Source organism: Hymenobacter elongatus (assembly GCF_004745955.1).
GTDB lineage: Bacteria > Bacteroidota > Bacteroidia > Cytophagales > Hymenobacteraceae > Hymenobacter > Hymenobacter elongatus.
Window position 1 is genome coordinate 52,883 of the sequence record NZ_SRLD01000013.1, and the last position, 21,367, is coordinate 74,249.

At 58.0% G+C, this 21,367-nt stretch carries 21 protein-coding genes; 9 read left to right on the forward strand and 12 right to left on the reverse strand.

The genetic code is table 11. The features are described 5' to 3' along the window. Positions 1-57: 57 nt before the first annotated feature. From E5J99_RS08360 to E5J99_RS08375, 4 genes are read right to left on the reverse strand one after another with little or no spacing between them, the layout of a single operon-like run. Positions 58-363: a winged helix-turn-helix domain-containing protein gene (locus E5J99_RS08360; protein ID WP_245318812.1), complete on the reverse strand. Its 306-nt coding sequence runs from the start codon at positions 361-363 to the stop codon at positions 58-60. Beyond that, positions 347-940 carry a hypothetical protein gene (locus E5J99_RS08365; protein WP_135497267.1) on the reverse strand — a complete coding sequence of 198 codons (594 nt, stop codon included), beginning with the start codon at positions 938-940 and terminating at the stop codon, positions 347-349. The genes E5J99_RS08360 and E5J99_RS08365 overlap by 17 nt, the downstream gene beginning before the upstream one ends. 29 nt (positions 941-969) lie before the next feature. Next, the gene (locus tag E5J99_RS08370; RefSeq protein WP_135497268.1) at positions 970-1,281 is read right to left on the reverse strand and encodes a hypothetical protein; all 312 of its coding nucleotides are present in this window, start codon (positions 1,279-1,281) and stop codon (positions 970-972) included. A gap of 35 nt (positions 1,282-1,316) precedes the next feature. Beyond that, entirely contained in the window at positions 1,317-1,883 is a 567-nt protein-coding gene (locus E5J99_RS08375) for a hypothetical protein (RefSeq protein ID WP_135497269.1), read from the reverse strand. Positions 1,884-2,714: 831 nt separating this feature from the next. Between E5J99_RS08375 and E5J99_RS08380 the strand changes: the two genes are divergently transcribed. After that, positions 2,715-4,007, forward strand: a complete 1,293-nt coding sequence (locus E5J99_RS08380) for a nucleoside permease (protein WP_135497270.1) — start codon at positions 2,715-2,717, stop codon at positions 4,005-4,007. Positions 4,008-4,215: 208 nt separating this feature from the next. Here the strand turns inward: E5J99_RS08380 and E5J99_RS08385 are convergent, their stop codons facing one another. Next, positions 4,216-4,635 carry a nucleoside-diphosphate kinase gene (locus E5J99_RS08385; RefSeq protein WP_135497271.1) on the reverse strand — a complete coding sequence of 140 codons (420 nt, stop codon included), beginning with the start codon at positions 4,633-4,635 and terminating at the stop codon, positions 4,216-4,218. Positions 4,636-5,031: 396 nt separating this feature from the next. Between E5J99_RS08385 and E5J99_RS08390 the strand changes: the two genes are divergently transcribed. The 5 genes from E5J99_RS08390 to E5J99_RS08410 all read left to right on the forward strand — a co-directional run bounded on the left by E5J99_RS08390 (position 5,032) and on the right by E5J99_RS08410 (position 8,772). After that, positions 5,032-6,075, forward strand: coding sequence for a DHH family phosphoesterase (locus tag E5J99_RS08390; protein ID WP_135497272.1), 1,044 nt, complete (start codon positions 5,032-5,034; stop codon positions 6,073-6,075). Positions 6,076-6,114: 39 nt separating this feature from the next. After that, positions 6,115-7,068, forward strand: a complete 954-nt coding sequence (locus E5J99_RS08395; protein WP_135497273.1) for an FKBP-type peptidyl-prolyl cis-trans isomerase — start codon at positions 6,115-6,117, stop codon at positions 7,066-7,068. 72 nt (positions 7,069-7,140) lie between these two features. After that, complete coding sequence (locus E5J99_RS08400) at positions 7,141-7,638, forward strand: FKBP-type peptidyl-prolyl cis-trans isomerase (RefSeq protein ID WP_135497274.1); 498 nt, start codon at positions 7,141-7,143, stop codon at positions 7,636-7,638. Between the two features lie 78 nt (positions 7,639-7,716). Further along, positions 7,717-8,274: an FKBP-type peptidyl-prolyl cis-trans isomerase gene (locus E5J99_RS08405; protein ID WP_135497275.1), complete on the forward strand. Its 558-nt coding sequence runs from the start codon at positions 7,717-7,719 to the stop codon at positions 8,272-8,274. 21 nt (positions 8,275-8,295) lie between these two features. Continuing rightward, entirely contained in the window at positions 8,296-8,772 is a 477-nt protein-coding gene (locus E5J99_RS08410) for an FKBP-type peptidyl-prolyl cis-trans isomerase (protein WP_135497276.1), read from the forward strand. 114 nt (positions 8,773-8,886) lie between these two features. Here the strand turns inward: E5J99_RS08410 and recO are convergent, their stop codons facing one another. The 4 genes from recO to E5J99_RS08430 form a co-directional block, all read right to left on the reverse strand. Next, positions 8,887-9,609: a DNA repair protein RecO gene (recO, locus tag E5J99_RS08415; protein ID WP_135497277.1), complete on the reverse strand. Its 723-nt coding sequence runs from the start codon at positions 9,607-9,609 to the stop codon at positions 8,887-8,889. 105 nt (positions 9,610-9,714) lie between these two features. Continuing rightward, positions 9,715-12,048, reverse strand: coding sequence for a type IX secretion system anionic LPS delivery protein PorZ (porZ, locus tag E5J99_RS08420; protein WP_135497278.1), 2,334 nt, complete (start codon positions 12,046-12,048; stop codon positions 9,715-9,717). Positions 12,049-12,107: 59 nt separating this feature from the next. After that, a complete protein-coding gene (locus tag E5J99_RS08425) occupies positions 12,108-12,731 on the reverse strand; it encodes a thymidine kinase (RefSeq protein ID WP_135497279.1) in 624 nt (207 codons plus the stop codon). A gap of 320 nt (positions 12,732-13,051) precedes the next feature. After that, positions 13,052-13,381: a 2Fe-2S iron-sulfur cluster-binding protein gene (locus tag E5J99_RS08430; protein ID WP_135497280.1), complete on the reverse strand. Its 330-nt coding sequence runs from the start codon at positions 13,379-13,381 to the stop codon at positions 13,052-13,054. Between the two features lie 34 nt (positions 13,382-13,415). Between E5J99_RS08430 and E5J99_RS08435 the strand changes: the two genes are divergently transcribed. Then, on the forward strand, positions 13,416-14,657 hold the full coding sequence (locus E5J99_RS08435; RefSeq protein ID WP_135497281.1) for a hypothetical protein: 1,242 nt from the start codon (positions 13,416-13,418) through the stop codon (positions 14,655-14,657). 30 nt (positions 14,658-14,687) lie between these two features. Here E5J99_RS08435 and E5J99_RS08440 read toward each other — a convergent pair whose 3' ends face one another. From E5J99_RS08440 to mrdA, 3 genes are read right to left on the reverse strand one after another with little or no spacing between them, the layout of a single operon-like run. Next, the gene (locus E5J99_RS08440; protein ID WP_135497282.1) at positions 14,688-16,226 is read right to left on the reverse strand and encodes a hypothetical protein; all 1,539 of its coding nucleotides are present in this window, start codon (positions 16,224-16,226) and stop codon (positions 14,688-14,690) included. Positions 16,227-16,250: 24 nt separating this feature from the next. Further along, on the reverse strand, positions 16,251-17,546 hold the full coding sequence (gene rodA / locus E5J99_RS08445; protein ID WP_135497283.1) for a rod shape-determining protein RodA: 1,296 nt from the start codon (positions 17,544-17,546) through the stop codon (positions 16,251-16,253). 2 nt (positions 17,547-17,548) lie between these two features. After that, a complete protein-coding gene (mrdA, locus tag E5J99_RS08450) occupies positions 17,549-19,381 on the reverse strand; it encodes a penicillin-binding protein 2 (protein ID WP_135497284.1) in 1,833 nt (610 codons plus the stop codon). Positions 19,382-20,212: 831 nt separating this feature from the next. Between mrdA and E5J99_RS08455 the strand changes: the two genes are divergently transcribed. Next, entirely contained in the window at positions 20,213-20,524 is a 312-nt protein-coding gene (locus E5J99_RS08455) for a carboxypeptidase-like regulatory domain-containing protein (protein WP_167852044.1), read from the forward strand. A gap of 435 nt (positions 20,525-20,959) precedes the next feature. Further along, complete coding sequence (locus E5J99_RS08460) at positions 20,960-21,349, forward strand: hypothetical protein (protein WP_135497286.1); 390 nt, start codon at positions 20,960-20,962, stop codon at positions 21,347-21,349. Positions 21,350-21,367 lie beyond the last annotated feature (18 nt).

Here is a 21,367-nt window from a genome sequence, read left to right on the forward strand (position 1 = left end):
AGCTGAGACCAATAAAAAAGCCTCTCCGATACCGGGGAGGCTTTTTTTTGTACCATTTCAGGCAGACTCAGGCGGTTTCAGATAGCGCTGCAGGGCCTGCACGTAGGCGTCGAAGGCCGTGACGCCCTGCGGGGTAATGGCGCAGCGGGTGAGCGGATAGCTGCCGTTCATTTCGCGCGTCATGCTCAGGTAGCCAGCGTCTTTAAGCTTGCCCAGCTGCACGCTCAGATTGCCGGCGGTGGCTCCGGTTTTCTCCTTCAGAAACGTAAACTCGGCCTCGCGCACCCCCAGCAGCAACGACATCACCGCCAGCCGCAGCTGCGAGTGCAGCAGCGGGTCGAGTTCTTCAAACGGCGCGGCCACGGTAGTATTGATTTTTGAGCAGATGCCCGGGGATAATGTACGCCACCAGCACGGCGGTAGCTATCAGTAGCAATTGGGTATCGAAGGCGACCCGAAACGCTACCGTGGCCAACAGCCAGCATGCCGCCCCGCCCCAGATCAGCGGCCGGAACCGCAGCGCCCCACCCGTAGCAAACGTGCCCAGACCGTAGAGCCCGATGATGAGCGGATACGCCTTGTCCCAGCCGTGGACTGCGCCGACCCCGATGAGCATCAGCATCAGCACCCCAAACCCAGACCACAGATAGACCATAAAGTCGCCCTGGGCCGTGCGCACCTGCTCGCGGCGGCCCCGGCGCGCCCCGTGTATGAAGGCTACCACCGAGCCCAGGCCCATGAGTACCGGCCAGCCCATCCAGGGCTTGTCGTAGCCAATTTGCAGCAGGCCGTAGTGAGCCAAAGACGCCGCCAGCACCAGCCAGCCCCACAGCAGAAAGTCAAACGAATTGTCGCTCAGATCCTGCTTGGCCGACTGAATCATTTCCTGAATCAGGCGCAGGCTGTCGGGCGCTGAAAGTGGTTTATCGGAAGTTTCCATATGCATTGGGAGAAGAGGCAAGTGTGTGGTTACAAAGAAGAGAAGGAAAGCGGATCGAAAAAGGGGTTGCAGCGCATTTCTCCGGTTGGCCCCGGCTTAGGCCGCGCCTGGCGGGGAGCAGCAGGCAGTGGCACGATGCTGGCTGTCGGTGGTGCCTGCCGGCTCCGGGCCCATAGCGCCAGCATCGTTTGGGGCAGCAACAGGGCTTGGCGCACACGAGCTGCCGTCAGCAACAGCCGGCCTCTCAGACGCTGGCGTGCTGAATCGACGGAGCCGGAGCCAGGAGCTACCAGGGCCAGTTGCGGCTGCGAGACCACTGGAAGTCGTTGCGAAGCGTTCATGGCTGACAACAGATTGAGTGCAGAAATACCTGTAGCTAAGCGCGGGCAGCCGTGCGCAGAGTGGCCCCGGGCAGCAGCAGTGCCGCGGCAGCGGCAGCCGTCAGTAGTATCATTTGATCGACGGGTGCGGGAAAACGCAGCGCCAAAGAGCCGAAAACCCAAGCGGCGGCACCCCCAAAAATGAGCACCCGGCGCTGCAATATGCCCCCGGCCACGAACGTGCGGATGCCCAGCGCGAACAGCATGAGCGGTAGCACAGTGGCCCAGCCCAGCTGCGGAACCAACGCCGGCAGCACGGCCAGCAGCACCCAGGTAGCCAGCCGCAACAGCCGCAACGCCTCGCCCTGACCTGAACGCACGCCTTGGTTCCAACCCCGATAGAAATGAAAGGCAAACGCCAGCAGGCCAGCTCCCGCTATAGCCACGGAAAAAGACAGGCCCCGCAGGTCGGGTGCGGCTGCCTGTGCTACGGCCGCCGCGCCCACCGCCGTTCCCCACAGCAGATAGTCGGTAGCGTTAGTAGCTAACTCTTGCGGCGTGATGGCCAGCGGACGAGTGGCAGCGGGCAGCGAAGCGGACGAAAGCGTGGCGGGCGTTTGCATGATCCTGACGATTGAGGTGGTGGATGAGTGATTGAACGACACAAACATAGACTACTTTATTTTATAAACCAAATTACACGACAAACTTATTTACAAGACCTATCTGCTTATTCCATACGCTTTCTCCCTGCCGCGACCTGTGGCGTAGCTGCGTGGCACCGTTTCTCAGTCCATCAATCCGGGCCTCCTACGCAACGAGTCGAACACCTCACCCGCTGTTTCTTAGAGCCTGTCCGAATAGGCGGTCATGCTGAGCTTGTCGAAGCATCTCGCTCGTGTCGTCAGAGTCGTTCAACGACACGAGCGAGATGCTTCGGCAAGCTCAGCATGGCGTTCTGGAAAAATATATTCGGATAGGTTCTTAGTGGCATCTACCTGCTTTTAGGCAGTTTGTACCAGCCCGTCCGGGCCGATATCCGGAACGTCGGGACCTTTCCATTTTTATTTATCTTTGACGGCTTCGCTCCTTCCGGTGCGGCCATTTCCTTTTTTCCACTCGTGCCTTTTATGGAAAGATTTTCCGGTCTGGTTGACGCCACGCTGGTTCTGGTGCCTGCATAGGCGCATTCGGTCAGCAGAAAACCACTTTCTGGACCCACGGCAGTACTTGTGGCCTTTAGCCCAGCCTGTGTAATTTCCACTTGCACGCGGCCAGCCCAGCCGCTTAGCTGACTTCTGCTCCCTAGCTCATGGGTAGCACCAGCCTATCAGGTTCGGCCACTACCTACTGATTTCCCTCGTTCTCCGCACTTTTCTCCCCCCATTCCTCCGGCCGGAAACCTTGTATCTTGTCGGTCGAAATTCCCACCTTTTCCTTTAAGCTGAACCTGCATGAATACGAAGCTGCGTCTCATTATCATGAGTTTCCTACAGTTCTTTATCTGGGGCTCGTGGCTGATAACTATTGGCGCGTACTGGTTTCAAACCCAGCAATGGTCGGGGGCGCAGTTCGGCGCCATCTTCTCGACGATGGGCATTGCCTCTATCTTCATGCCCTCGCTCATGGGCATTGTGGCCGATAAATGGGTGAATGCCGAAAAGCTCTACGGCGTGCTGCACATTCTGGGCGGGGTCGTGCTCTTCACCGTCCCCCTGGTCACTGACCCCGGCACCATGTTCTGGGTGATGCTGCTGAACATGATTTTCTATATGCCCACCCTGGCGTTGTCCATCGCCGTGTCGTATTCGGTGCTGAAAAAACAAGGCCTCGACGTAGTGAAGGATTACCCGCCCATTCGCGTGTGGGGCACTATTGGCTTTATCGTGGCCATGTGGACGGTAAGCTTGCTGGGCTTGGAGAAGTCGGCCAGCCAGTTCTACGTAGCGGCCTGCGCGGCCATTCTGCTGGGGTTCTACTCGTTTACCCTGCCCCAATGCCCGCCGCCGTCAAAGGGTACGCCGAGTGGCTCCCTGGTCGATGCGCTGGGCCTCAAGTCGTTTGCCCTGCTGCGCGACACCAACATGGCTATTTTCTTCGTTTTCGCCCTCTTGCTCGGCGCGGCCCTGCAACTCACCAATGCTTACGGCGACACGTTCCTGCACGATTTCGACAAAGTACCCGCCTACCAGGATACGCTGACGGTGAAGTATCCGGCCATCATCATGTCCATCTCGCAGATTTCCGAGACGCTCTTCATCCTGGCTATTCCCTTCTTCCTGCGCCGCTTCGGCATCAAGCAGGTGATGTTCTTCAGCATGATTGCCTGGGTGCTGCGCTTCGGTCTGTTTGCATACGGTGACCCCGGCAACGGCCTCTGGATGATTATCCTCTCGTGCATCGTGTACGGCATGGCTTTCGACTTCTTTAACATCTCCGGCTCGCTGTTCGTCGAGACGCGTACGGCTCCGGCCATCCGGGCCAGCGCGCAGGGCTTGTTCATGATGATGACCAATGGCTTTGGTGCCGTGCTGGGCAGCTCGCTGAGCGGCTTAATCATCGAGAAGTACTTCACCTACCCCGACCAAAGCAAGGATTGGCACAGCATCTGGCTGGCCTTTGCCCTGTATGCGCTGGTTATTGCCGTGCTGTTCCTCGTCTTCTTCAAGCATAAGCACGACCCCAACGCCATTGAGGAAACGCACCCCGAACACCCCGAGGCAAAGCTTTCTGTGGAAGCGGCGTAGCTGCCTGTGCCACAAATTGCTCGCATCAATCTTTTTCCCTTACTTGCTGACTAACAACACTATAACCCCTTCTCTTGTAGCAAGAGTCGGGGTTATAGTTTGTAATAAGCATACGATTAGTATAAAAACAGTCTGTTTTTAGCACACGAAAAAACCCGCTTTGCGCAACGCAAAGCGGGTTTTCTTGCTCTAGGAAGCTTACGAAAGCTTAGAACTGCTCGTCGGCCGCGAAGTAGAAGTCGCCTTCGATTTGCGCGTTATCATCGGAGTCGGAGCCGTGCACGGCGTTGGCTTCGATGCTCTTGGCATATTTCTTCCGGATGGTGCCGTCAGCGGCCTGGGCCGGGTTGGTAGCACCAATCAGCGTCCGGAAGTCGGCTACTGCATTGTCCTTCTCCAGGATAGCCGCTACGATAGGACCCGACGACATGTACTTCACCAGGTCGCCGTAGAAGGGGCGCTCCTTGTGTACTTCGTAGAACTGGCCGGCGCGCTCGGCCGTCAGCTGTACTTTTTTCAGGGAAACGATACGGAAGCCACCCTCTTCGATCATCTGCAGGATACCACCGATGTGGTTGTCCTGCACCGCGTCGGGCTTAATCATCGTAAACGTGCGGTTAGTTGCCATTCTGCTGGGAAAGTTAAAACTGTAAAAATGAGATGCGTGCCTGGTGTCTGCGGGGCAGATTGTGGCCGCAAAAGTAGCCGAATCTTCGCAGTTCAGTACAACACCCCAAAAATTGCGGAGCCTGCGGCTGGGTTGTCTGCCGGGCCGCGGCATCTTTCTTAGCGTTGCCCGGGTCCCGCGCGCCGGCCCGTACCACCGCTTCTTGCCATCCAGTGCGCTTTTACAGAACCTCTTGCCAGCGCATGGGGGCCGGCCCCACTCCGGCCACAATCCTTATTCGAACCCAAAGCAGAGGAAGCTTTGTTAGGGCTTAGGTAATATCTGCGGAATATTTCCGACTTTTGCCGCCTTGCTTCCGGCCTAAACCACCGAATTTCAGCCACCTATCAGTAGGCAATGTCCACTATCAGCGACCTGAAGGAGCTGCTCGCGCAGCCCCGGCAGATTTTCATCACTACCCACTACAAACCCGACGCCGATGCCCTCGGCTCTTCGCTGGGTTTGGCGGGCTACCTCCGCAAGAAAGGCCACCACGTTACCGTGGTTACGCCTTCCGACTATCCGAGCTTTCTGGCCTGGATGCCCGGTAATGACGAGGTACTCGTGTACGATTCGCGGCATAATGACGCGCAGGTCCGCGAAATTATCGGAACGGCCGAGATTATTTTCTGTCTCGATTTCAGCTGTCTGGGTCGCATCAATGAGATGGGCGAGTACATCCGCACGGCGCCGGGCACCAAAGTGCTCATCGACCACCACCTCGAGCCCGAGCAGTTTGCCGACCTCGACTTTTCGAACCCCAAAGCGGCAGCTACCGCCGAGCTGGTCTTCGAAGTAATTCGGGACCTGGGCGACCAGGACCTGATTGACGTGGGCATCGGTGAGAGCCTCTACGCCGGCATCATGACCGATACGGGCTCGTTCCGCCACCCCAGCACCTCGCGCAACGTCCATCTGATTATTGCCGAACTGCTCAACGCGGGCATTGACCTTTCGTCCGTGCATCGCCGCATCTACGACTCGCACTCCGAAATGCGCCTGCGCTTTTTGGGCTTCGTGCTGAAGGATAAACTCGTGGTGCTGCGCGAATTCAATACGGCCTACATTGCCATCACCCAGGACGAGCTGCGCCAGTACCAGTCCAAAACCGGAGACACGGAAGGCTTGGTGAATTTTGCGCTCAGCATCGAGGGCGTGGTTTTCGCGGCTGTTCTCATCGACCGGGGCCAGGGCGTGAAGATTTCCTTCCGCTCGGTGGGAGCCTTTTCGGTGAATGAGTTTGCCCGCAAAAACTTCAATGGCGGCGGCCACCACAATGCGTCCGGCGGCATCAGCCACGAGCCGCTGGAGCCTACGGTAGAGAAATTTCTGGCGCTGCTGCCCCAGTATCAGGCCCAGCTCGTGACGGCTCCTTTGGCGGTTGCGCCTCCTTCGGCGTAACTTGCCTCAACTTTATTTTTTTCCAACCCTTCTCTTTTCATGTTCCTTCAACGCAATTTTCTGAGCCTGGCCCTCGCTGCCGGCGTTCTGGGCCTGGCCTCCTGTAACAAGGGCGGCGGTGACTTCACCAAGACCAAGTCTGGCATCGAGTACAAAATCTTCAAAAACGAAGGTGGCAAATACAGCGACCGGGCGGTAGCGGCCGAAGGCGACGCGGCGTACAAAGACCGGTTGGGCAAAATCCTGGCGATGAACGTAGAATACCGGACCGCCAAGGATTCGGTGCTGTTCAACTCCCGCAAGCAGCAGGGCATCCCGATGCGCATTAAGCTGCAGGAGGTGACCGTGAAAGGCGGCATCGAAGAAGCCATTGCCCTGCTTCAGCCCGGCGACTCCGCCGTGTTCAAGTTCAACGTGGATACCATCTTCGCCAAGTCGTTTAAGCAGCCGGTACCTGCTTTCATGAAGAAAGCCGGCAACACCATGACCATGTTCGTGAAAGCTGACAAGCTGCAAACGGAAGAAGAGGCCAAGGTGGACCAGCAGAAGCAGATGGAAGACCAGCAGAAGAAAATGATGGCCTATGCGGAACAGCAGATCAAAAAGGACGACGTGATTCTGCAGGAGTACATCAAGAAAAACAACCTGACCGCGCAGAAAGACCCTTCCGGTGTATACTACGTGGTAACCAAAGCCGGCACCGGCGCCAAGCCCACCGCCGGCCAAACGGTATCGGTGCTCTACAAAGGCACGCTGCTCGACGGCAAAGTATTCGACTCGTCGGAGAAGATGGGCAACAAGCCAATCGACTTCCCACTGGGCGTAGGCCAGGTGATTCCGGGTTGGGATAAGGGCATTGCCCTGCTCAACAAAGGCAGCAAAGCGACCTTGCTCATTCCGTCGTCGCTGGCCTACGGGCAGCGCGGCGCGGGTGCTGATATTCCTGCCGATGCGCCCCTGCGCTTCGACGTGGAACTCGTAGACGTTAAGTAAGTCAAACCACTTACACGAGCCGCCGTGCTTGCGCCCTGGGGCCGGGCGCGGCGGCTTTTTTATTCCCGCATCATGCTTTTCTCCTTCTTTCCCCGTTCGTTCAGCCGCTTACTGCTGCTTGTGCTCAGCACCGCGGGCTTACTCACTGCCTGCGCAAAAGACAAAGACTACACGGCCATCGATGAAGCCATTATCAAGCAATACGTAGCTGATAATAAGCTCACCGGGGCGCAGCGGCAGAATTCCGGCCTGTATTTTGTTCCGATTACGACCACGACCGGCATGCAACCAAAAGCGAAGCAAACAGTCTCCGTACTGTACACCGGCTCGCTGCTGAATGGCACCGTATTCGATGCCTCATCGAAAAACGGCAACAAGCCCTTCCGCTTTCTGTTGGGGGAGAATCAAGTCATTAAGGGTTGGGATGAGGGCATAGCGCTGCTCACCAAGGGAAGCAAGGCCACGCTGCTTATTCCGTCTCATTTGGCCTACGGGTCGCAAGGAGCCGGAGCATCGATTCCGGCCAACGCGGTTTTGCGCTTCGATGTGGAGCTGGTGGATATTGACTAGACGCCTTAAAGGGCTTTAGAAACATCCGAGGCACTATTTTTTTTCAGTACAAGAGAGACCAAGGAAAAAGGAAAAGAGATGAAAAAGTTACTCACCCGTTCGGTTTTTACGCGTTTGCTGGTTCTGCTAGTGGCCGTTGCTCCCATCTTCTCGGCCTGCAACACCGAGAACGACTCGGTTAAGCGCGCCCGTGAGCACGAGGAAGAATACAAGAAGATTGATGACACCCTGATTCAGGAGTACTTTGCCCGGCACAACATCACCAGCAGCAACTACCAGCGCACGGAAGACGGTATCTACATTGTCACCGTTAAGGAGGGAACCGGCCAGAAAATCGTGGCGGGCAACAAAATTCAGGTACAATACATCGGCCGCTACCTCAAGAAGGAACGGGAAGATGTAGTGTTCGACAAGTCGTACGGCAACCGGACGATCTGCGAGTGCACGGAGGTGGTGGTAGGCCAGAATTCCGTGATTAAAGGCTGGGAAAGGGCGCTTCTGCTCATGAAAAAGGGCGACGAGAAGCGGATATTTGTTCCCTCCTACCTGGCGTACGGCCAGTTTGGCAACACCAACATCCCCGGCGACGAACCGCTGCAGTTTGAGATGAACATCACTAAGGTTGAGTTTCAATAGCCCACCTTCTCTTCTCTGGTAATGCAAATCCACTGGCTGCTCCGTATCGGCTTTTTCGGCTTAGCCTGTAGCAGCTTCAGCCACATGGCGCAGGCGCAAGTCAGGCCCGGCCACCCGGCCGTGGCGGATACTGCTCTGAGTCAGAAAACGGCCAACGGCGTCCGCTACACGGTGCGGCAGCTCGGCACTGGCCCCAAGGCCCAAACCGGCGACCGGATGCAGGTTCATTACACCGGCCTGTTGCCCGATGGGCATATCTTCGATTCGTCGGTAGCGCAGGGGCGGCCGTTGCGCCTGCGGGTAGGCCAGGGCGAGGTAATTCCGGGCTGGGATGAAATTCTGCTGTTGCTACCGATGGGCAGCCGGGCGCGGGTCTGGATACCGGCCGCGCTGGCGTATGGCAGCACGGGTGTCCGCAACCCGGATGATGAGCAACGGTTTATCGTACCGCCCAATACTGACCTTATTTTTGAGCTGGAAGTCGTTAAGATACGCTAGCCCTCCTCATCGCAAAAAAGCTCCTGCCAATGATGGCAGGAGCTTTTTTGTGTTAGGCTGCCAGCGGTAAGGGCTGCCGCGGCTACTCGTAGGCAGTGTGCGCTTACCCCGCTGCTACTCGGCCAAAACTTCCGAGAGAACCGCCAAAGAGCGTATATCGCCCAGCTTTTCGATGTGGAGCTGATAGTAGCGAATGAGCACGTTCAGAAGCTCGCGCCGGATGCGGCCGTTGGGAATCGTGGTGTGGTCGGGAGTTTGCAGAAGCTCATCGAAGTACTGATCGAATTCGCGGAAGCGGAGGACCGCCGGGCCGGCCTCGGCGGCGGCCGTAGTGGGAGCCACCGAGGCGAAAGCTACCTGCGTCGTGATTTCCTGCCCCGATTCGATACCAAAGCCCAGATAGCTGGCCAGCTGCAGCAGAAAAATCAAGGCGAAGTTCTCAAATCCCGTCCGTTGCTGATCGAAGCGCACGATGGAGTCGTGGAGGAAAGCGAACAACGGCTCGTTCTCTTCTTCCTCCAGCAGCGTGCGGCTGACGACTTCCGACAGGAAAAAGACGACGCTGCTTTTGGGCACATCGTAGGGCAGCGTGCTGAAGGGCACGGCGCACCGGAACTCGGCCAGCCGCGTGATACCGCCCTGCCGGGACGTGTAGGCTACCAGGTCGAGCAGCGTGAAGGGCTGAAACAGCGCAATACGCCCCGGTGGCTTAGCCTTGCGCACCCCATTGATGATATAGGTCTGCAGACCCAGCCGCTCCGTGTAAATGCGGGCAATGATGGATGTCTCGCGGTATTTGATGTAGTTCAGGACGATGCCCCGGGTTTTGATCAGCATGGATAGGCAGAAGCAGGTAGTGGCGCGCCAGCCAAAGGCGGCTCACGCAGTAGAGAAACACGGCTCCGGGCCCGATGGCTCCCTGGGGCTCCCCAAGGCCACTCTTTATTTTTCCACTACGGCGATTTTACTAACGCAGCCGTTTTTTCCATCCGCATCCGACGACAGCACCAAATACACGCCCGACTGCACTTTGCGGCCGTTGTAGTCATTCAGATTCCAGGTCACGGTGCCGCCGCTGGCCCGGGTCTGATACACCATTTTGCCCGTCACGTCCGTAATTTTGACCGTGCCATTGTTGGCTAACCCGGTAATGCCCACCTGCCCGGTAAAGTCGGTGCGCACCGGGTTGGGCGACACTTTCGCGCAGTCGGGCTTGCCCTCCGTCACAGAAGCCGAGCCCCGGTAGGATACCACTCCTGCATCAGTTACCACGAACACTTCTCCCGTGCGGTCATTCACCTCTACATCCACGATATTATTGGAAGGCAACGGGCTGTTTTCGGTCGTAAAATAGAGCAAGTCCTCGTCGGCATCCTCACTGAAAAGCCACAAGCCCCGCTCCGTGCCAAACCACTTGCGGTTGCCGCCATCCACGGCCACGGTTTTCACCACTTCATTGAGCAGAGCCCGAAACCCGGTACTGATGCCCCGCTGCACAAGCGGCTGCTGAAAGCTGTTGCCATCCGGCAAAAAGACCGTCCCGGGGTCAGCAAAAACGGCAATGCCTTTCGACGTTGCGACCCATATATTGCCTTTGCGGTCTTTGATGAGGTCATAAATCTCGTCGGAGGGCAGTTCGCTGTTGCCGGTTGTGAAGTAGCGGATATTCTGATTGATGGGGTCGTAGGCAATAAGGCCGATGCCGGTGCGCGACTGCGACACCCACACATACCCATTGTCATCCACGACGATACGCTCCAGATTATCGAAACCCGCGAAGTAGGGCATGTTGCGCCAAACGCCGGTGGAGGGGTTATACAGGTGCAGACCCGAAATGCTTTTCAGCTCCGGGTGCCGGTTTACGACCCATATATTGCCAGCGGCATCGGTGGTCAGGTCGGTAATCCGGGTGTAGTTGGGGTCGGTGGGAATGGCACTGCGCAGCGTGACTCCAGGCGTGCCCTGCGTGAACTGCTTGAAATCTTCGGGCCCCTTCCATTGCAGCAGGCCATTGCCATAGGTGGCGATGTAGAGGGTGCCATCGACCGTACGAATGCCCCGGGTAATGTCCTTGAACCTGGGTAAGCCTGGGGTCGGGGGAACGTTGTCGTTCGTAAAATTGGTCCAGCGGCCGTCTTTGTACTCAAAAAAGCCCCCCAGCCAATCCTGCTGCAGATACCGGTTGAAATAGCCCCCGCTGAATATATCCACCGTGTTGGAGCGGGCATCAGCCAGTACGCTGAAGGAGCGCGCAAACGCGGGCGCATTGGTAACAAAGCTTTCGGCCTGCTGCCCATCCATGGTTTTAACCAAGCCCATCTGAAAGTCGGCCACGTAAAAAGCACCTTCCTGGCCTTGCAAAGCCGCCTGCGGAAACGGACTCTGGGCAGCCGTAAGCAGCTGCGTGGTGGAGCCGTCGGGTTTGCGAAGCAGCACCTTCTGGTCGCCCACGATCAACAGCCCGGCAGCGGCGGCTGTGAGTTGCGTATAGCTGGCGGCGTACGTATTGGGTAAGGGCTGCCAAGGCGTAGCACTGCAGGAAAAACACCGCACGGCCCCACCATTAGTGCCGGCGTACACATTTTTACCCTGCGTCGTGAGCGTGCGGTAGGGACTAGACGTGGCACCGGCCGGCAGATCGATGGTCCAGCGGCGGTAGTCGAGCAGGTTGTCGGTGATGCGACCCCGCATCAGGCCCGCCGAGGTGGCCGCGAACAGCACATCGTCCAGCACCGTGGTAGCATACACCACCACGGGCACGCCATTGGGCCCGATGTTGCCGTACGTATCCCGGATTTCCCGCTTCGCCATGTCTATCACCACCAGCCCGAAGCTACTACTCAAATAGGCGCGCCCTTTGTTAAAACTGATGTGGGTGATTGTCTTGTTACCCGTAATCTGCTTGCGCTCAATATCGCTGATGTTCAGAATAGAGCCATCGGCACGCAGCACGTCCAGATTGCCATTGCGGTAGCCCACCAGTACCTGCTCGGTGTTGGGGTCGTAGCCCAGGGCGCTGACGCCCGCATCGTTCAGGCCGTCGCGCCGCGACAGTAGCTGCGTCGTATTCAGCTCTTTATCATAGAAGAAAAAGGCATCTTCGGTAGCCACGTAGATGCGCTTACCAGCCTCGGCCAGGGCGCGGGCGCGGTTGTTGGGCAAGTGCAGCTGCCAGTCGCCGTAGCCAGCGGTGCTCTGCGCCACGGTTGCTCCCACGGAACACAGCAGTAGGGTGAAGAAGCCGGACCACCGGCAGGCACGTAGCAAACGTTTCATCCGCAAATAATAAGAACCCAGAAGATAGTATCAGGCAGCATAACGCCACGCAAGCCGGATTAGTGCTTAGCCGCCGCTGCCGCCGACTCCGTCGTTTTCTCCCGCATTCCCTCCTGAAAGCAGGTTCGGCAGCGCGCCTCATAGGAATCGGTTTCCCCGAGTAGAATCTTGTCGCCGGAGGCCGCGATGCGGAAGGAGTACGTGGCCAGCTCGCCGCAGCACACGCACACGGCATGCACCTTGGTCACAAACTCAGCAATGGCCATCAGCGTGGGCATGGGGCCAAAAGGCTTGCCCATAAAATCCATATCGAGGCCGGCCACGATGACGCGCGTGCCCCGGTTAGCCAGCTGGGTGCATACCTCTACCAGAGACTCATCGAAAAACTGGGCTTCATCGACGCCGACTACATCGCAGGAGCCGGCCAGCAGCAGCATTTCCTGGGCAATGGGCACGGGAGTAGAGCGAATACTGTTGGCGTTGTGCGATACCACATCGTGCTCGTGGTAGCGGGTATCGAGAGCCGGCTTAAATATTTCGACCCGCTGGCGGGCAATTTTAGCCCGGTTCAGACGCCGGATCAGCTCTTCGGTTTTCCCTGAAAACATGGAGCCGCACACCACTTCAATCCAGCCCCGGCGGGGCGTATCACGGCTAGTGCCGACGCGAGGTTCTATAAACACAGTGGTATCTGTTGGCGGTGGTCGGTAGCCAGCAGACTGGCTCCGATTGGAACCTCTAAAGTACGGGTTTCGGGGCGGAGCCTCAAACGCGGCACCCACAGCTTTTACCACTGCCTAGACTATCAGCGGCTTGCACGCCAGCAACTATTTTTTGCCCGGTGGTTTGCACAGTTCAACCGTCCGGTGGGCCAGCGGGGCTACCACCCTAACAAAGCGCACCGCAGCTACCGAGCAAGGAAGTCTGACTTGCCGAGCGTTTCGGGAGTTTTAAAAACTACCAGAGCAAGCACGACCCGAAAATCAACATTCCAAACCCGCTCTTATAGCCGCTCCTGGTAGGTGATATGCGGCAGCTGCGTAGCGGCGGGCACCCGGGCCGCCACGTCGCCTTCGGGTAAGCGGGACTGACAGGTAAGACGCTCGTGGGGCAATAAGCGACCGGCGACGCGGTAGCGCAACTCGGCGTCCGTGGGCGGCGTTAGTAGCTCCAGGCCCTGCGTTACCTCCAACCGGCACGTTGTGCAGCGGCCTTTGCCCCCGCAGGCGTGCATCCAATCGTGGCCGGCCGCTTGCAGCGCGGCGAGTAAAGTAGCACCAGTGGGCACGGAAACTACCGCCCCAGGCATGTTTTGCACGGTCAGAGTGGGCATCTTTGCTTAAATTGCCCGTTGAACCAGGCTTTCGATGAAAGACAAATATAGCCAAGCGAAACGCGAACAATACGGCCAGCGGTTGGCCAGCCACCTCTGCGACCAGCACTTTGGCCCCGCCCCCACCGCTACTCTCGACGGCCCCGCCGTGCTGCGCTTCACGCCCATTCGGCAGGTCAATCTGTTTGTGGTGCAGCAGCTGCTGGCCCAATGGACGGCCGAAATGGCCCGGCTCCGCAGCCCTTATTTCGATTTTGAGGCTCCCGACGTACGCCAGGCCCTAACGCAGTTTATGAACGCGCTGTCGCGCCGAATTAAGCTGAGTCGGGCGGCGTTCGAGCCATTACTGGCCCAGGCCATCAGCGACGCGCTGGGAGTTGCTACCGATCCGGGCCCCACGTTTGAGCACAAGCTGTTGGGCGGCCAGCCTACCGCTACCGCCGAGCAGCTCCGCGACGCCCTGCGCTATCTGGATCTGGACAAGGCTTTGTTTCAGGGGTTCATTGACACTTTGACCCCGAACATTACTCTGGAGCGCGACTTTTTGCTCAACCGCTTCCGGTTGTATCAGGAGGCGAACTACAAAAGCCACGCGCCTCTGGAACAGGTAGTGGCGGAATTCAGTCGCCTGCTGCCGCTTTCGGCCAGCGACTTGCTCGACACGGAGGCCGCGCGGTCCGCACCACAGGTCGAAGTACCGGCTGTCGTTCTACCGTCGGTAGCCACAGCCGCAGCACCTACTGGTGAAGCGAAGCTATCAGCAGCACCTGTGGTGGCAACATCAGCAGCACCAACTCCCAAGCCTGCGCCGACCGGACCGGAAGCGACCCCACCACCTACTTTCGTCGCACAGCCGGCCCCGGTAGCGCCACTGCCACCGCCGGCAGAGCCGGTGCGTGAGCCGATGGCTGAAACGGAGGCTCCGACCAGCGTACCTCTCCACGAAAAGTTGAAGGCTGACCAGCCGGTGACAGCTCCGCTGAGCGAAACCCTACGCGGAGAGCGGCCCAGCGCTACGCTGGCCGAGAAGTCGGCTCCAAAGGTAGAGTCGTTGCGGGAAGCCATTTCCATCAACCAGCGTTTCAGCTTTATTAATGAGCTGTTCAATGGCGAGAACATGGAGTACCATACCGCCATTCAACACCTGGACACGCTGCCCAATGCCGAGCTGGCCAAACGCTACGTCACCACTGAGCTGTCGCACAAATATGGCTGGGTGCGGAAGGAAGAGCACATCAATAAGCTGCTCAAGCTCCTGGACCGCAAATTTGCCTGATCCGCCGCCACCCGTGCTGGCACTCCTGTTTCACTGGATTTCGGTGAGGTAATACGGGCCGAAAGCTGTGGGGAAGGAATCTACTTTCGTGGTGTGGAAGCCTTGGAGCAGGCGCGCGTTCTGGTTGCCAACTACCACTTGGGCACGGTCGAGCAGCTGGGGGCCGCCGAGGCCATCGGTGAAGACGCGGCAGCCGGCGTGGTGCTGGGCCCGCAGCCAGCGGCGCAGCCGGGCAGGCGACTGCCCCGGCCGGCGTACCAGTAGCGTTGGCATGGGTAGCACATTGGGCGGCGCTACGGCTTGCCCGGAGTAATAATGCAGCTGGTTGAGCACCAGATTATGATTGTCGAGCAAAAACCAGCTGGCCGGCTCGCGCCGGATACGGACGAGCAGGCTTTCGGTATTGGTGATGCGCAGCCGATGCGCTGGTACAACCCCGAAAGCCAGATTCCAGCTCAGCACTCCCAGCGCCGTAGCGGCCACCGCCCGGGAGGAGAGCCACGGCAAACTGGGGCAAGCTATGAGTACGGCTAAAGCGGGCACCATTACCATAAACTCCGCATTGCCCTCCGAATACGTGGCAAACAGCAGGTGTAAGCCCAAAACGAGCCCGTGCGTCCGAATAATGGCCGCCATCGGCACTACCATCATCGGTGTGCCGGGCTGGCGGATGCGGACTTGGAAGCTACGCCCGAGCAGCAGCCCGGCGTAGCCCAGCAGACCCATAAATACCCCTACCACAGCTAGCAGCGCCGGATACAGCCGCAGTAGCGCCAGTGTGGAGCCATGTACCTGCAGGAAAGTACGGCCCAGATTGACGCCGGTAAGCAGCAGGCCGTAGCCGGATACACTACCCCCGGCCGTGCCCGCGTAATAGTCGTGAAACACGAAGCGCCACAAAGCCCTACCAGTCAGGGGCTCCTGCCAGTAGGCTAGCGCCGCGAGGTACGCTGCTGGTACCAGTAGCGCCGGCAAGGCGTAGGCCAACAAGCTTCGGACTCGGGCGGGCGCATACCATACGGTGCCCAGCAGCAGGCCCAGCCACCAGAAGAAGTGAATCTGGTGAAACAGACAAGCCAGCGCCGCCCACAACCCGGCCCCTACCAAGTGCCGGCTTTGTTGAGCACTGAGCTGGTACCGAACCCAGGCCAGGCTGGCCAGCAAGGATAGCAGCAGGGGCTGCACGTAAGCTTCGTTTTCGGTGGCAAAGCGCAAGACCCCAAAACTGGAGCCCACCAGCAACAGCCACGGCCAGTGGGTGCTACCGGGCGGCGTAAGCAGCCGCAACAGCCGCAGCACCACCAGCAGGCTCGCGCCGGCTGCCAGGGCATTCAGCACTTTCAAGGCGGCTAAAGCATCTACCGGCCCGGCCGTTTGCAGGGCGCTGTACCACAGCCAGCCGGCGGCGTTATACAGCAGATGATGCGCCAACAGCAGCTCGTGGCCGTGGCGCACGCAAGCGGCGTAATACCACGCGTCCAGGGTGGAGTTGCGGGTGGGCAGCAGCAGGTACAACAGGGTCAGCGCGGCAATAGTGGCGTATTCCGCCCAACGGGTATTCCGGGCCATGCGGGGAGAGTCAGATCAGCAGAGCTAGCGCACCAGATCCTGCTTGCGGTAGGCATCAATGGCCAGCAAGATAAAGAGCAGCGTGGTGAAGGACCACAGCGACGAGCCTCCATAGCTGAACAACGGCAGCGGAATGCCGACCACCGGAGCCAGCCCGATGGTCATGCCGACGTTGATGGCGAAGTGAAAGAAGAGGATGCTGGCCACGCAGTAGCCGTAGGTGCGGCCAAAAACGGATTTCTGGCGCTCCGCCACGTAGAGCACCCGCGCCAGCAAGGCCATAAACAGGAGAATGACGACCGTGGTGCCGGCCCAGCCCCACTCCTCGCCCACCGTGCAGAAAATAAAGTCGGTGCTTTGCTCGGGCACGAAGTCGAACTTGGTTTGAGTACCCTGCAAAAAGCCTTTGCCGACCAGCCCGCCCGAGCCAATGGCAATCTTGGACTGCGTCACGTTCCAGCCCACGCCCAACGGGTCGGCCGACGGGTTAATCAGTACCTCGATACGCTTGCGCTGGTGGGGCTGCAAGACATTATTGAAGAAAAAATCGACCCCGAACACCATCCCGATGACTACTGCCCACACCGACAACGCCAGCGGCAGGTGGTGGCGCAGCACTTTGGTATTGATGGCAAAAACCAGCACCAGAATAACGGTAAAAGCCCCAATCAGCCAAAGTTTGGGCACCAGCAGCGCTAAAATCAGAATGGCCCCGGCGGCGGCCAGAATAATCAGAATCAGCGGCGACATGCCCTCGCGGAAGTAGGCCAGCAGAAACGCGGCAAATACCAGCGCCTGCCCAGTTTCGTTGGCCGCGATGATGAGCAGCGGCGGCAACAGCGTGAGGCCGGCCAGCACCATCTGGTCGCGAAAGTTCTGCTGACGCAGGTTGATACCCGCCATGAAGCGCGACACGGCCAGCGCCGTAATAAACTTGGCAAACTCGGCGGGCTGCAACCGAATAGGGCCCAGCTCCAGCCACGAGCGGGAGCCCGCAATGGGCCGAGCAATGAAAGGGGTGACAATCAGCAGCACGATCATAATGCCGTAGAGCACGAAGGCAAACGTGTCGTAGGCTTTGTAGTCGATAACGACTAGGACCACGATGAGCACCACGGCCGTGCCGATCCAGAGAATCTGCTTGAACCAGTTAAAAGCCATCAGCTCTTGAAAGCCCAGGCCGCTGAACAACCCACCGGCCGGCGCTTCGGGCGAGTAGCTGGCCGCGTACACACTGATCCAGCCCAGGCCCACCATCAGCACATAGATGGCCACCGTTACCCAATCGAGACTACGGCTATAGCGCGCAGGTAAGGCCATCGTTAGCGACGTTTAATAAATTTGTCGGCGCTGCCTTGCACCCAGTACTCCCAGTTTTTGCGCACCACTTTCCCCCGCAGGTATTTCTCAATCATGAGCGAGGCCAGGGGGGCCGCCGAGGTGCCGCCGAAGCCCGCGTTTTCGATGAACACGGCAATGGCAATCTTGGGGTCTTCGGCGGGCGCGAAAGCGGCGAAGGTGGCGTGGTCCTCGCCGTGCGGGTTTTGCACGGTGCCGGTTTTGCCTGCCACCGAAATGCCGAACTGCGCCAGGCTGGCGAAGTTGCCCGTCCCGCCGCGGCCGTCTACCACGGCTTGCATGCCTGGTATCACCGTTGCAAAATAGCGCGGGTCTACGGTCGTGACGTGGCGCTGGGCGTACTCGGGCAGCGGCCCTCCCTGCCCGATGCCGCGCACGAAATGAGGCGTGTAATAATAGCCCCGGTTGGCAATTGTGGCCATGACGTTGGCCATTTGCAGGCCCGTAATACCAATTTCGCCCTGCCCGATGCTCAAGGAATACACAGTTTTGTAGCCCCAGCGGTGGTAGCCGTAGCGCTTGTCGTAGAAGTCCGGGGACGGAATCAGGCCTTTCTTCTCACTGGCCATATCCACGCCCAGCTTGTCGCCGAGCCCGAACGACATCACCTGCCGCCGCCACTCGCCCAGGCCCAGGCGGGCATCCTCGAACCGGTTGGTAGAGCGGCCGCGCAGCACGCTGGCCCGCATTACCTGGTAGAAATAGGGGTTGCAGCTTTGTTTGATGGCAATAGTCAGGTTGCGGGGCGCTTCGTGCCGGTGGGTGCAGCGCACCAGCTTCCAGTTACAGTCGAAGCCGGTTTCGGGCGTCACCACGCCCATTTGTAGGGCTACCAGCTCATTCACCATCTTAAATACCGAGCCGGGCGGGTACGTAGCCATCAGCGGGCGGTTGAACAAGGGCCGTTCGGGGTTATTGAGCAGCTCCATGTAGCGGTTGCCCATGCCTTTGCCGGTCAGAATGGACGGCTCGTACATAGGCGCGGACACCAGCGCCAGGATTTCGCCGGTTTTGGGGTCCAGCGCCACAATGGAGCCACGCTTGCCCTGCATGAGCAGCTCGCCGTACTTCTGCAGCTCAATGTCGATGCTGGTATGCAAGTCCTGGCCGGCAATAGACAGCGTGTCGAACTCACCGCCCCGAAAAGCGCCTTTTTCAATACCCCGCACGTTCACCATGCGGTACTGCACGCCACGCCGTCCCATCAGCGTCGACTCGTAAAAAGACTCCAGCCCCGTGATGCCCAGGTTGTCACCGGGAAAGTATTTGGCGTATTTGGGTTTCTCCAGAAAGGCCGGGGTAATAGCGCCCACGTAGCCCAGAGCGTGGGCCATGTTCTCCGTCTTGTAGGAGCGCGCCATACGGGCCTTGATGCTGAAGCCGGGGAAATCAATCAGATTATCTTGAATAGCTGCCAACTCGGGCGTACTCAGGTTCTGGACCAACGGGGAGGCTTTCACACGCGAGTAGGCACGAGCTGCCCGTAGCGAAACCCTAATTTCCTCGATGGGCAACTGCAACAGCTGGCTAAACCGCAGCGTATCGAGCTGCTTCACCTCGCGCGGCACCACCATCAGGTCGTATACGGGCGTGTTTTGGACCAGCAGCTGGCCGTTGCGGTCGTAGATGAGGCCCCGATAGGGCACCTGCACGATGCGCTGCAGCGTGTTGCGGTCGGCCGCCAGCTTGTAGCTGCCGTCGAGCACCTGAATGTAGAAGAGTCGGGTCCCAAATACCAGCGCCACGACCAGAAATAAGGCCTGAACTACATATTTGCGGCCTTCAAGGTATTGCAAAGCGGAAGAAACTGAAGGTAAATGCCTTCCGGTCCGATAACCGGATTTGCAAAGGTACGACAGCGGGCCGGGGAAATGATGCGGCGGGCTTAGTTCCGCTGCCGCCTGTTCCTGAGTCCGTATTCTCGCCCGGCTACGCCGCTGCCCGGAACGATATGTTCGTGCTTTTCAGCCCAATACAGTAGTACAAGCCGGGTCTGAATACTGGAAATGCAGACATAACCTTAGCAAGTACCCCACAGCACCTAATTCGCCGAATTGTTACCGCATATCCATTACTAACAACGCATTAACGCAAATAAAATACTCGCTTAACAATTATTTACAACTATGGTATTCGTTTATTTTTTAGAACTGTTAAGCAATTATGGCGAAAACTCATACTCAGTCTCGTTCTTCCATACTGCTCTGCTTTTTCTGATTTTCTCATAACAATGCTGCACTGAGAGGAGTTGTGGGTGTCCTGCACGTAAGTGAGTGGCCATTTCATAACCCAACAGCCTTTTTGCTCACTCACTCCTGCCTATGCGATTCGTTTTACCGGCTCTATTCGGACACTGAACCGGCGTTTTACCATTCACATCTAATTCCTGGCCGATATTCTTTTTGGCTTACAACTACCATTGTTACGTGGTCGTAATAGTTCCCACGACAACAGATTTTGTTACACTTTACGGGTATTTTCCTATGCGGCACTTCTCCTCTTTGCTCACCTTCCTTTTCTTAACAGCCTCCCAAGCTGTCCTTGCACAATCTGATCCTAGCCGGCGCCTGGCCTTGGCAGATGATGCAGGTGAAAAAACTGCTGCCGGTGCTGCGCACCTTATCCGCTTGGCCTGCGCCCCACTCACGGGGCAGGTAACAGATGCCGATGGCCAGCCGATATCCAGTGTCACCGTGATGATAAAAGGCACCCGCAACGTGTACCTCAGCGACACTGAGGGTCGTTTTGAGCTCACCGCCCCCGTATACCGCGAGCAGGTGCTGGTGGTAGAAGCAGCAGGCTACCTTGCCCGCGTAGTACCTATGACCGACTGCACACTACCCGTCCTGACACTGGAGCGCGACCCGTCCATGCGCATCCGGCGCAGCGGTAAGCGAGCCGGCCAAGTCACACGCTCTAACAATGCCTACCTGGAATAAGGACAACTTCCTCGTCAGTTACACTCTGCATTCTGCGGTTACATTCTGCCTTGGATGGCATAACGCGGGTAACTAGCGGCGACTATTTTATATAGTTATACATATTAATATTCTATTGTTTTCCTTGCTCCTATCACGCACCACTCTATTTAAGACGAGCGTATTTGGGCAGCAGTGCTATATTATTATTCCTGGCTGAATGAATCCAGATCCACGTTGATCCAACTTTCTGCAACTACCACTGACGCAAATACTCAACCAAATGGCTTTTTTCCTACGGAAGACTTTGTTGCCTTGACCGAGTGCTTTCGGACTTTCAACGAATATTACTAAACCAAGTCACCTTTACACTTTAACTTTTGACCCTCAAAGAGATTATGCGTCCTGTACAAGTATTTCAGCGACGACTTTTCTCTCCGTTTTCTTACCAGCCTAATGCGCAAAATTTTACCTTCACTTACGGCGCGGGCTTTTACCGGCGTCGCCATTTCTCTCCTGGCCTTTGCCACAGCCTGCAGCTATTCTCAGGGCAGTGAGCCAAGCCCCTGCAATGATCCTACGCCGGCCACCTACACAGCAGTCATCTCCCCCATTTTCGATGCCCAATGCCGTTCGTGCCATGGCGCGACGGTGTATCAGACGCTGGGGGGCGGCAATGATTACAGTACGTACCAGGCCATTAAAAGCCAGTCGGCCAGTCTCATCCTGGGGTGCATTCAGCACGCTCCCGGCTACGACCCAATGCCGAAAGGCGGCGCCAAAATACCGGCTTGCGACATCGAGCGAATCAAGACGTGGATTGAAGCCGGCCAACCGAACAATTAGCCACCAGTAGCCCCCCTG

What these genes read in the sequence shown, in the direction of transcription:
- E5J99_RS08365 (WP_135497267.1), bottom strand. Translation starts at nt 940, where the DNA reads ATGGAAACTTCCGATAAACCACTTTCAGCGCCCGACAGCCTGCGCCTG.
- E5J99_RS08370 (WP_135497268.1), bottom strand. Translation starts at nt 1,281, where the DNA reads ATGAACGCTTCGCAACGACTTCCAGTGGTCTCGCAGCCGCAACTGGCC.
- E5J99_RS08375 (WP_135497269.1), bottom strand. Translation starts at nt 1,883, where the DNA reads ATGCAAACGCCCGCCACGCTTTCGTCCGCTTCGCTGCCCGCTGCCACT.
- E5J99_RS08380 (WP_135497270.1), top strand. Translation starts at nt 2,715, where the DNA reads ATGAATACGAAGCTGCGTCTCATTATCATGAGTTTCCTACAGTTCTTT.
- E5J99_RS08385 (WP_135497271.1), bottom strand. Translation starts at nt 4,635, where the DNA reads ATGGCAACTAACCGCACGTTTACGATGATTAAGCCCGACGCGGTGCAG.
- E5J99_RS08390 (WP_135497272.1), top strand. Translation starts at nt 5,032, where the DNA reads ATGTCCACTATCAGCGACCTGAAGGAGCTGCTCGCGCAGCCCCGGCAG.
- E5J99_RS08395 (WP_135497273.1), top strand. Translation starts at nt 6,115, where the DNA reads ATGTTCCTTCAACGCAATTTTCTGAGCCTGGCCCTCGCTGCCGGCGTT.
- E5J99_RS08400 (WP_135497274.1), top strand. Translation starts at nt 7,141, where the DNA reads ATGCTTTTCTCCTTCTTTCCCCGTTCGTTCAGCCGCTTACTGCTGCTT.
- E5J99_RS08405 (WP_135497275.1), top strand. Translation starts at nt 7,717, where the DNA reads ATGAAAAAGTTACTCACCCGTTCGGTTTTTACGCGTTTGCTGGTTCTG.
- E5J99_RS08410 (WP_135497276.1), top strand. Translation starts at nt 8,296, where the DNA reads ATGCAAATCCACTGGCTGCTCCGTATCGGCTTTTTCGGCTTAGCCTGT.
- recO (WP_135497277.1), bottom strand. Translation starts at nt 9,609, where the DNA reads ATGCTGATCAAAACCCGGGGCATCGTCCTGAACTACATCAAATACCGC.
- porZ (WP_135497278.1), bottom strand. Translation starts at nt 12,048, where the DNA reads ATGAAACGTTTGCTACGTGCCTGCCGGTGGTCCGGCTTCTTCACCCTA.
- E5J99_RS08430 (WP_135497280.1), bottom strand. Translation starts at nt 13,381, where the DNA reads ATGCCCACTCTGACCGTGCAAAACATGCCTGGGGCGGTAGTTTCCGTG.
- E5J99_RS08435 (WP_135497281.1), top strand. Translation starts at nt 13,416, where the DNA reads ATGAAAGACAAATATAGCCAAGCGAAACGCGAACAATACGGCCAGCGG.
- E5J99_RS08440 (WP_135497282.1), bottom strand. Translation starts at nt 16,226, where the DNA reads ATGGCCCGGAATACCCGTTGGGCGGAATACGCCACTATTGCCGCGCTG.
- rodA (WP_135497283.1), bottom strand. Translation starts at nt 17,546, where the DNA reads ATGGCCTTACCTGCGCGCTATAGCCGTAGTCTCGATTGGGTAACGGTG.
- E5J99_RS08460 (WP_135497286.1), top strand. Translation starts at nt 20,960, where the DNA reads ATGCGCAAAATTTTACCTTCACTTACGGCGCGGGCTTTTACCGGCGTC.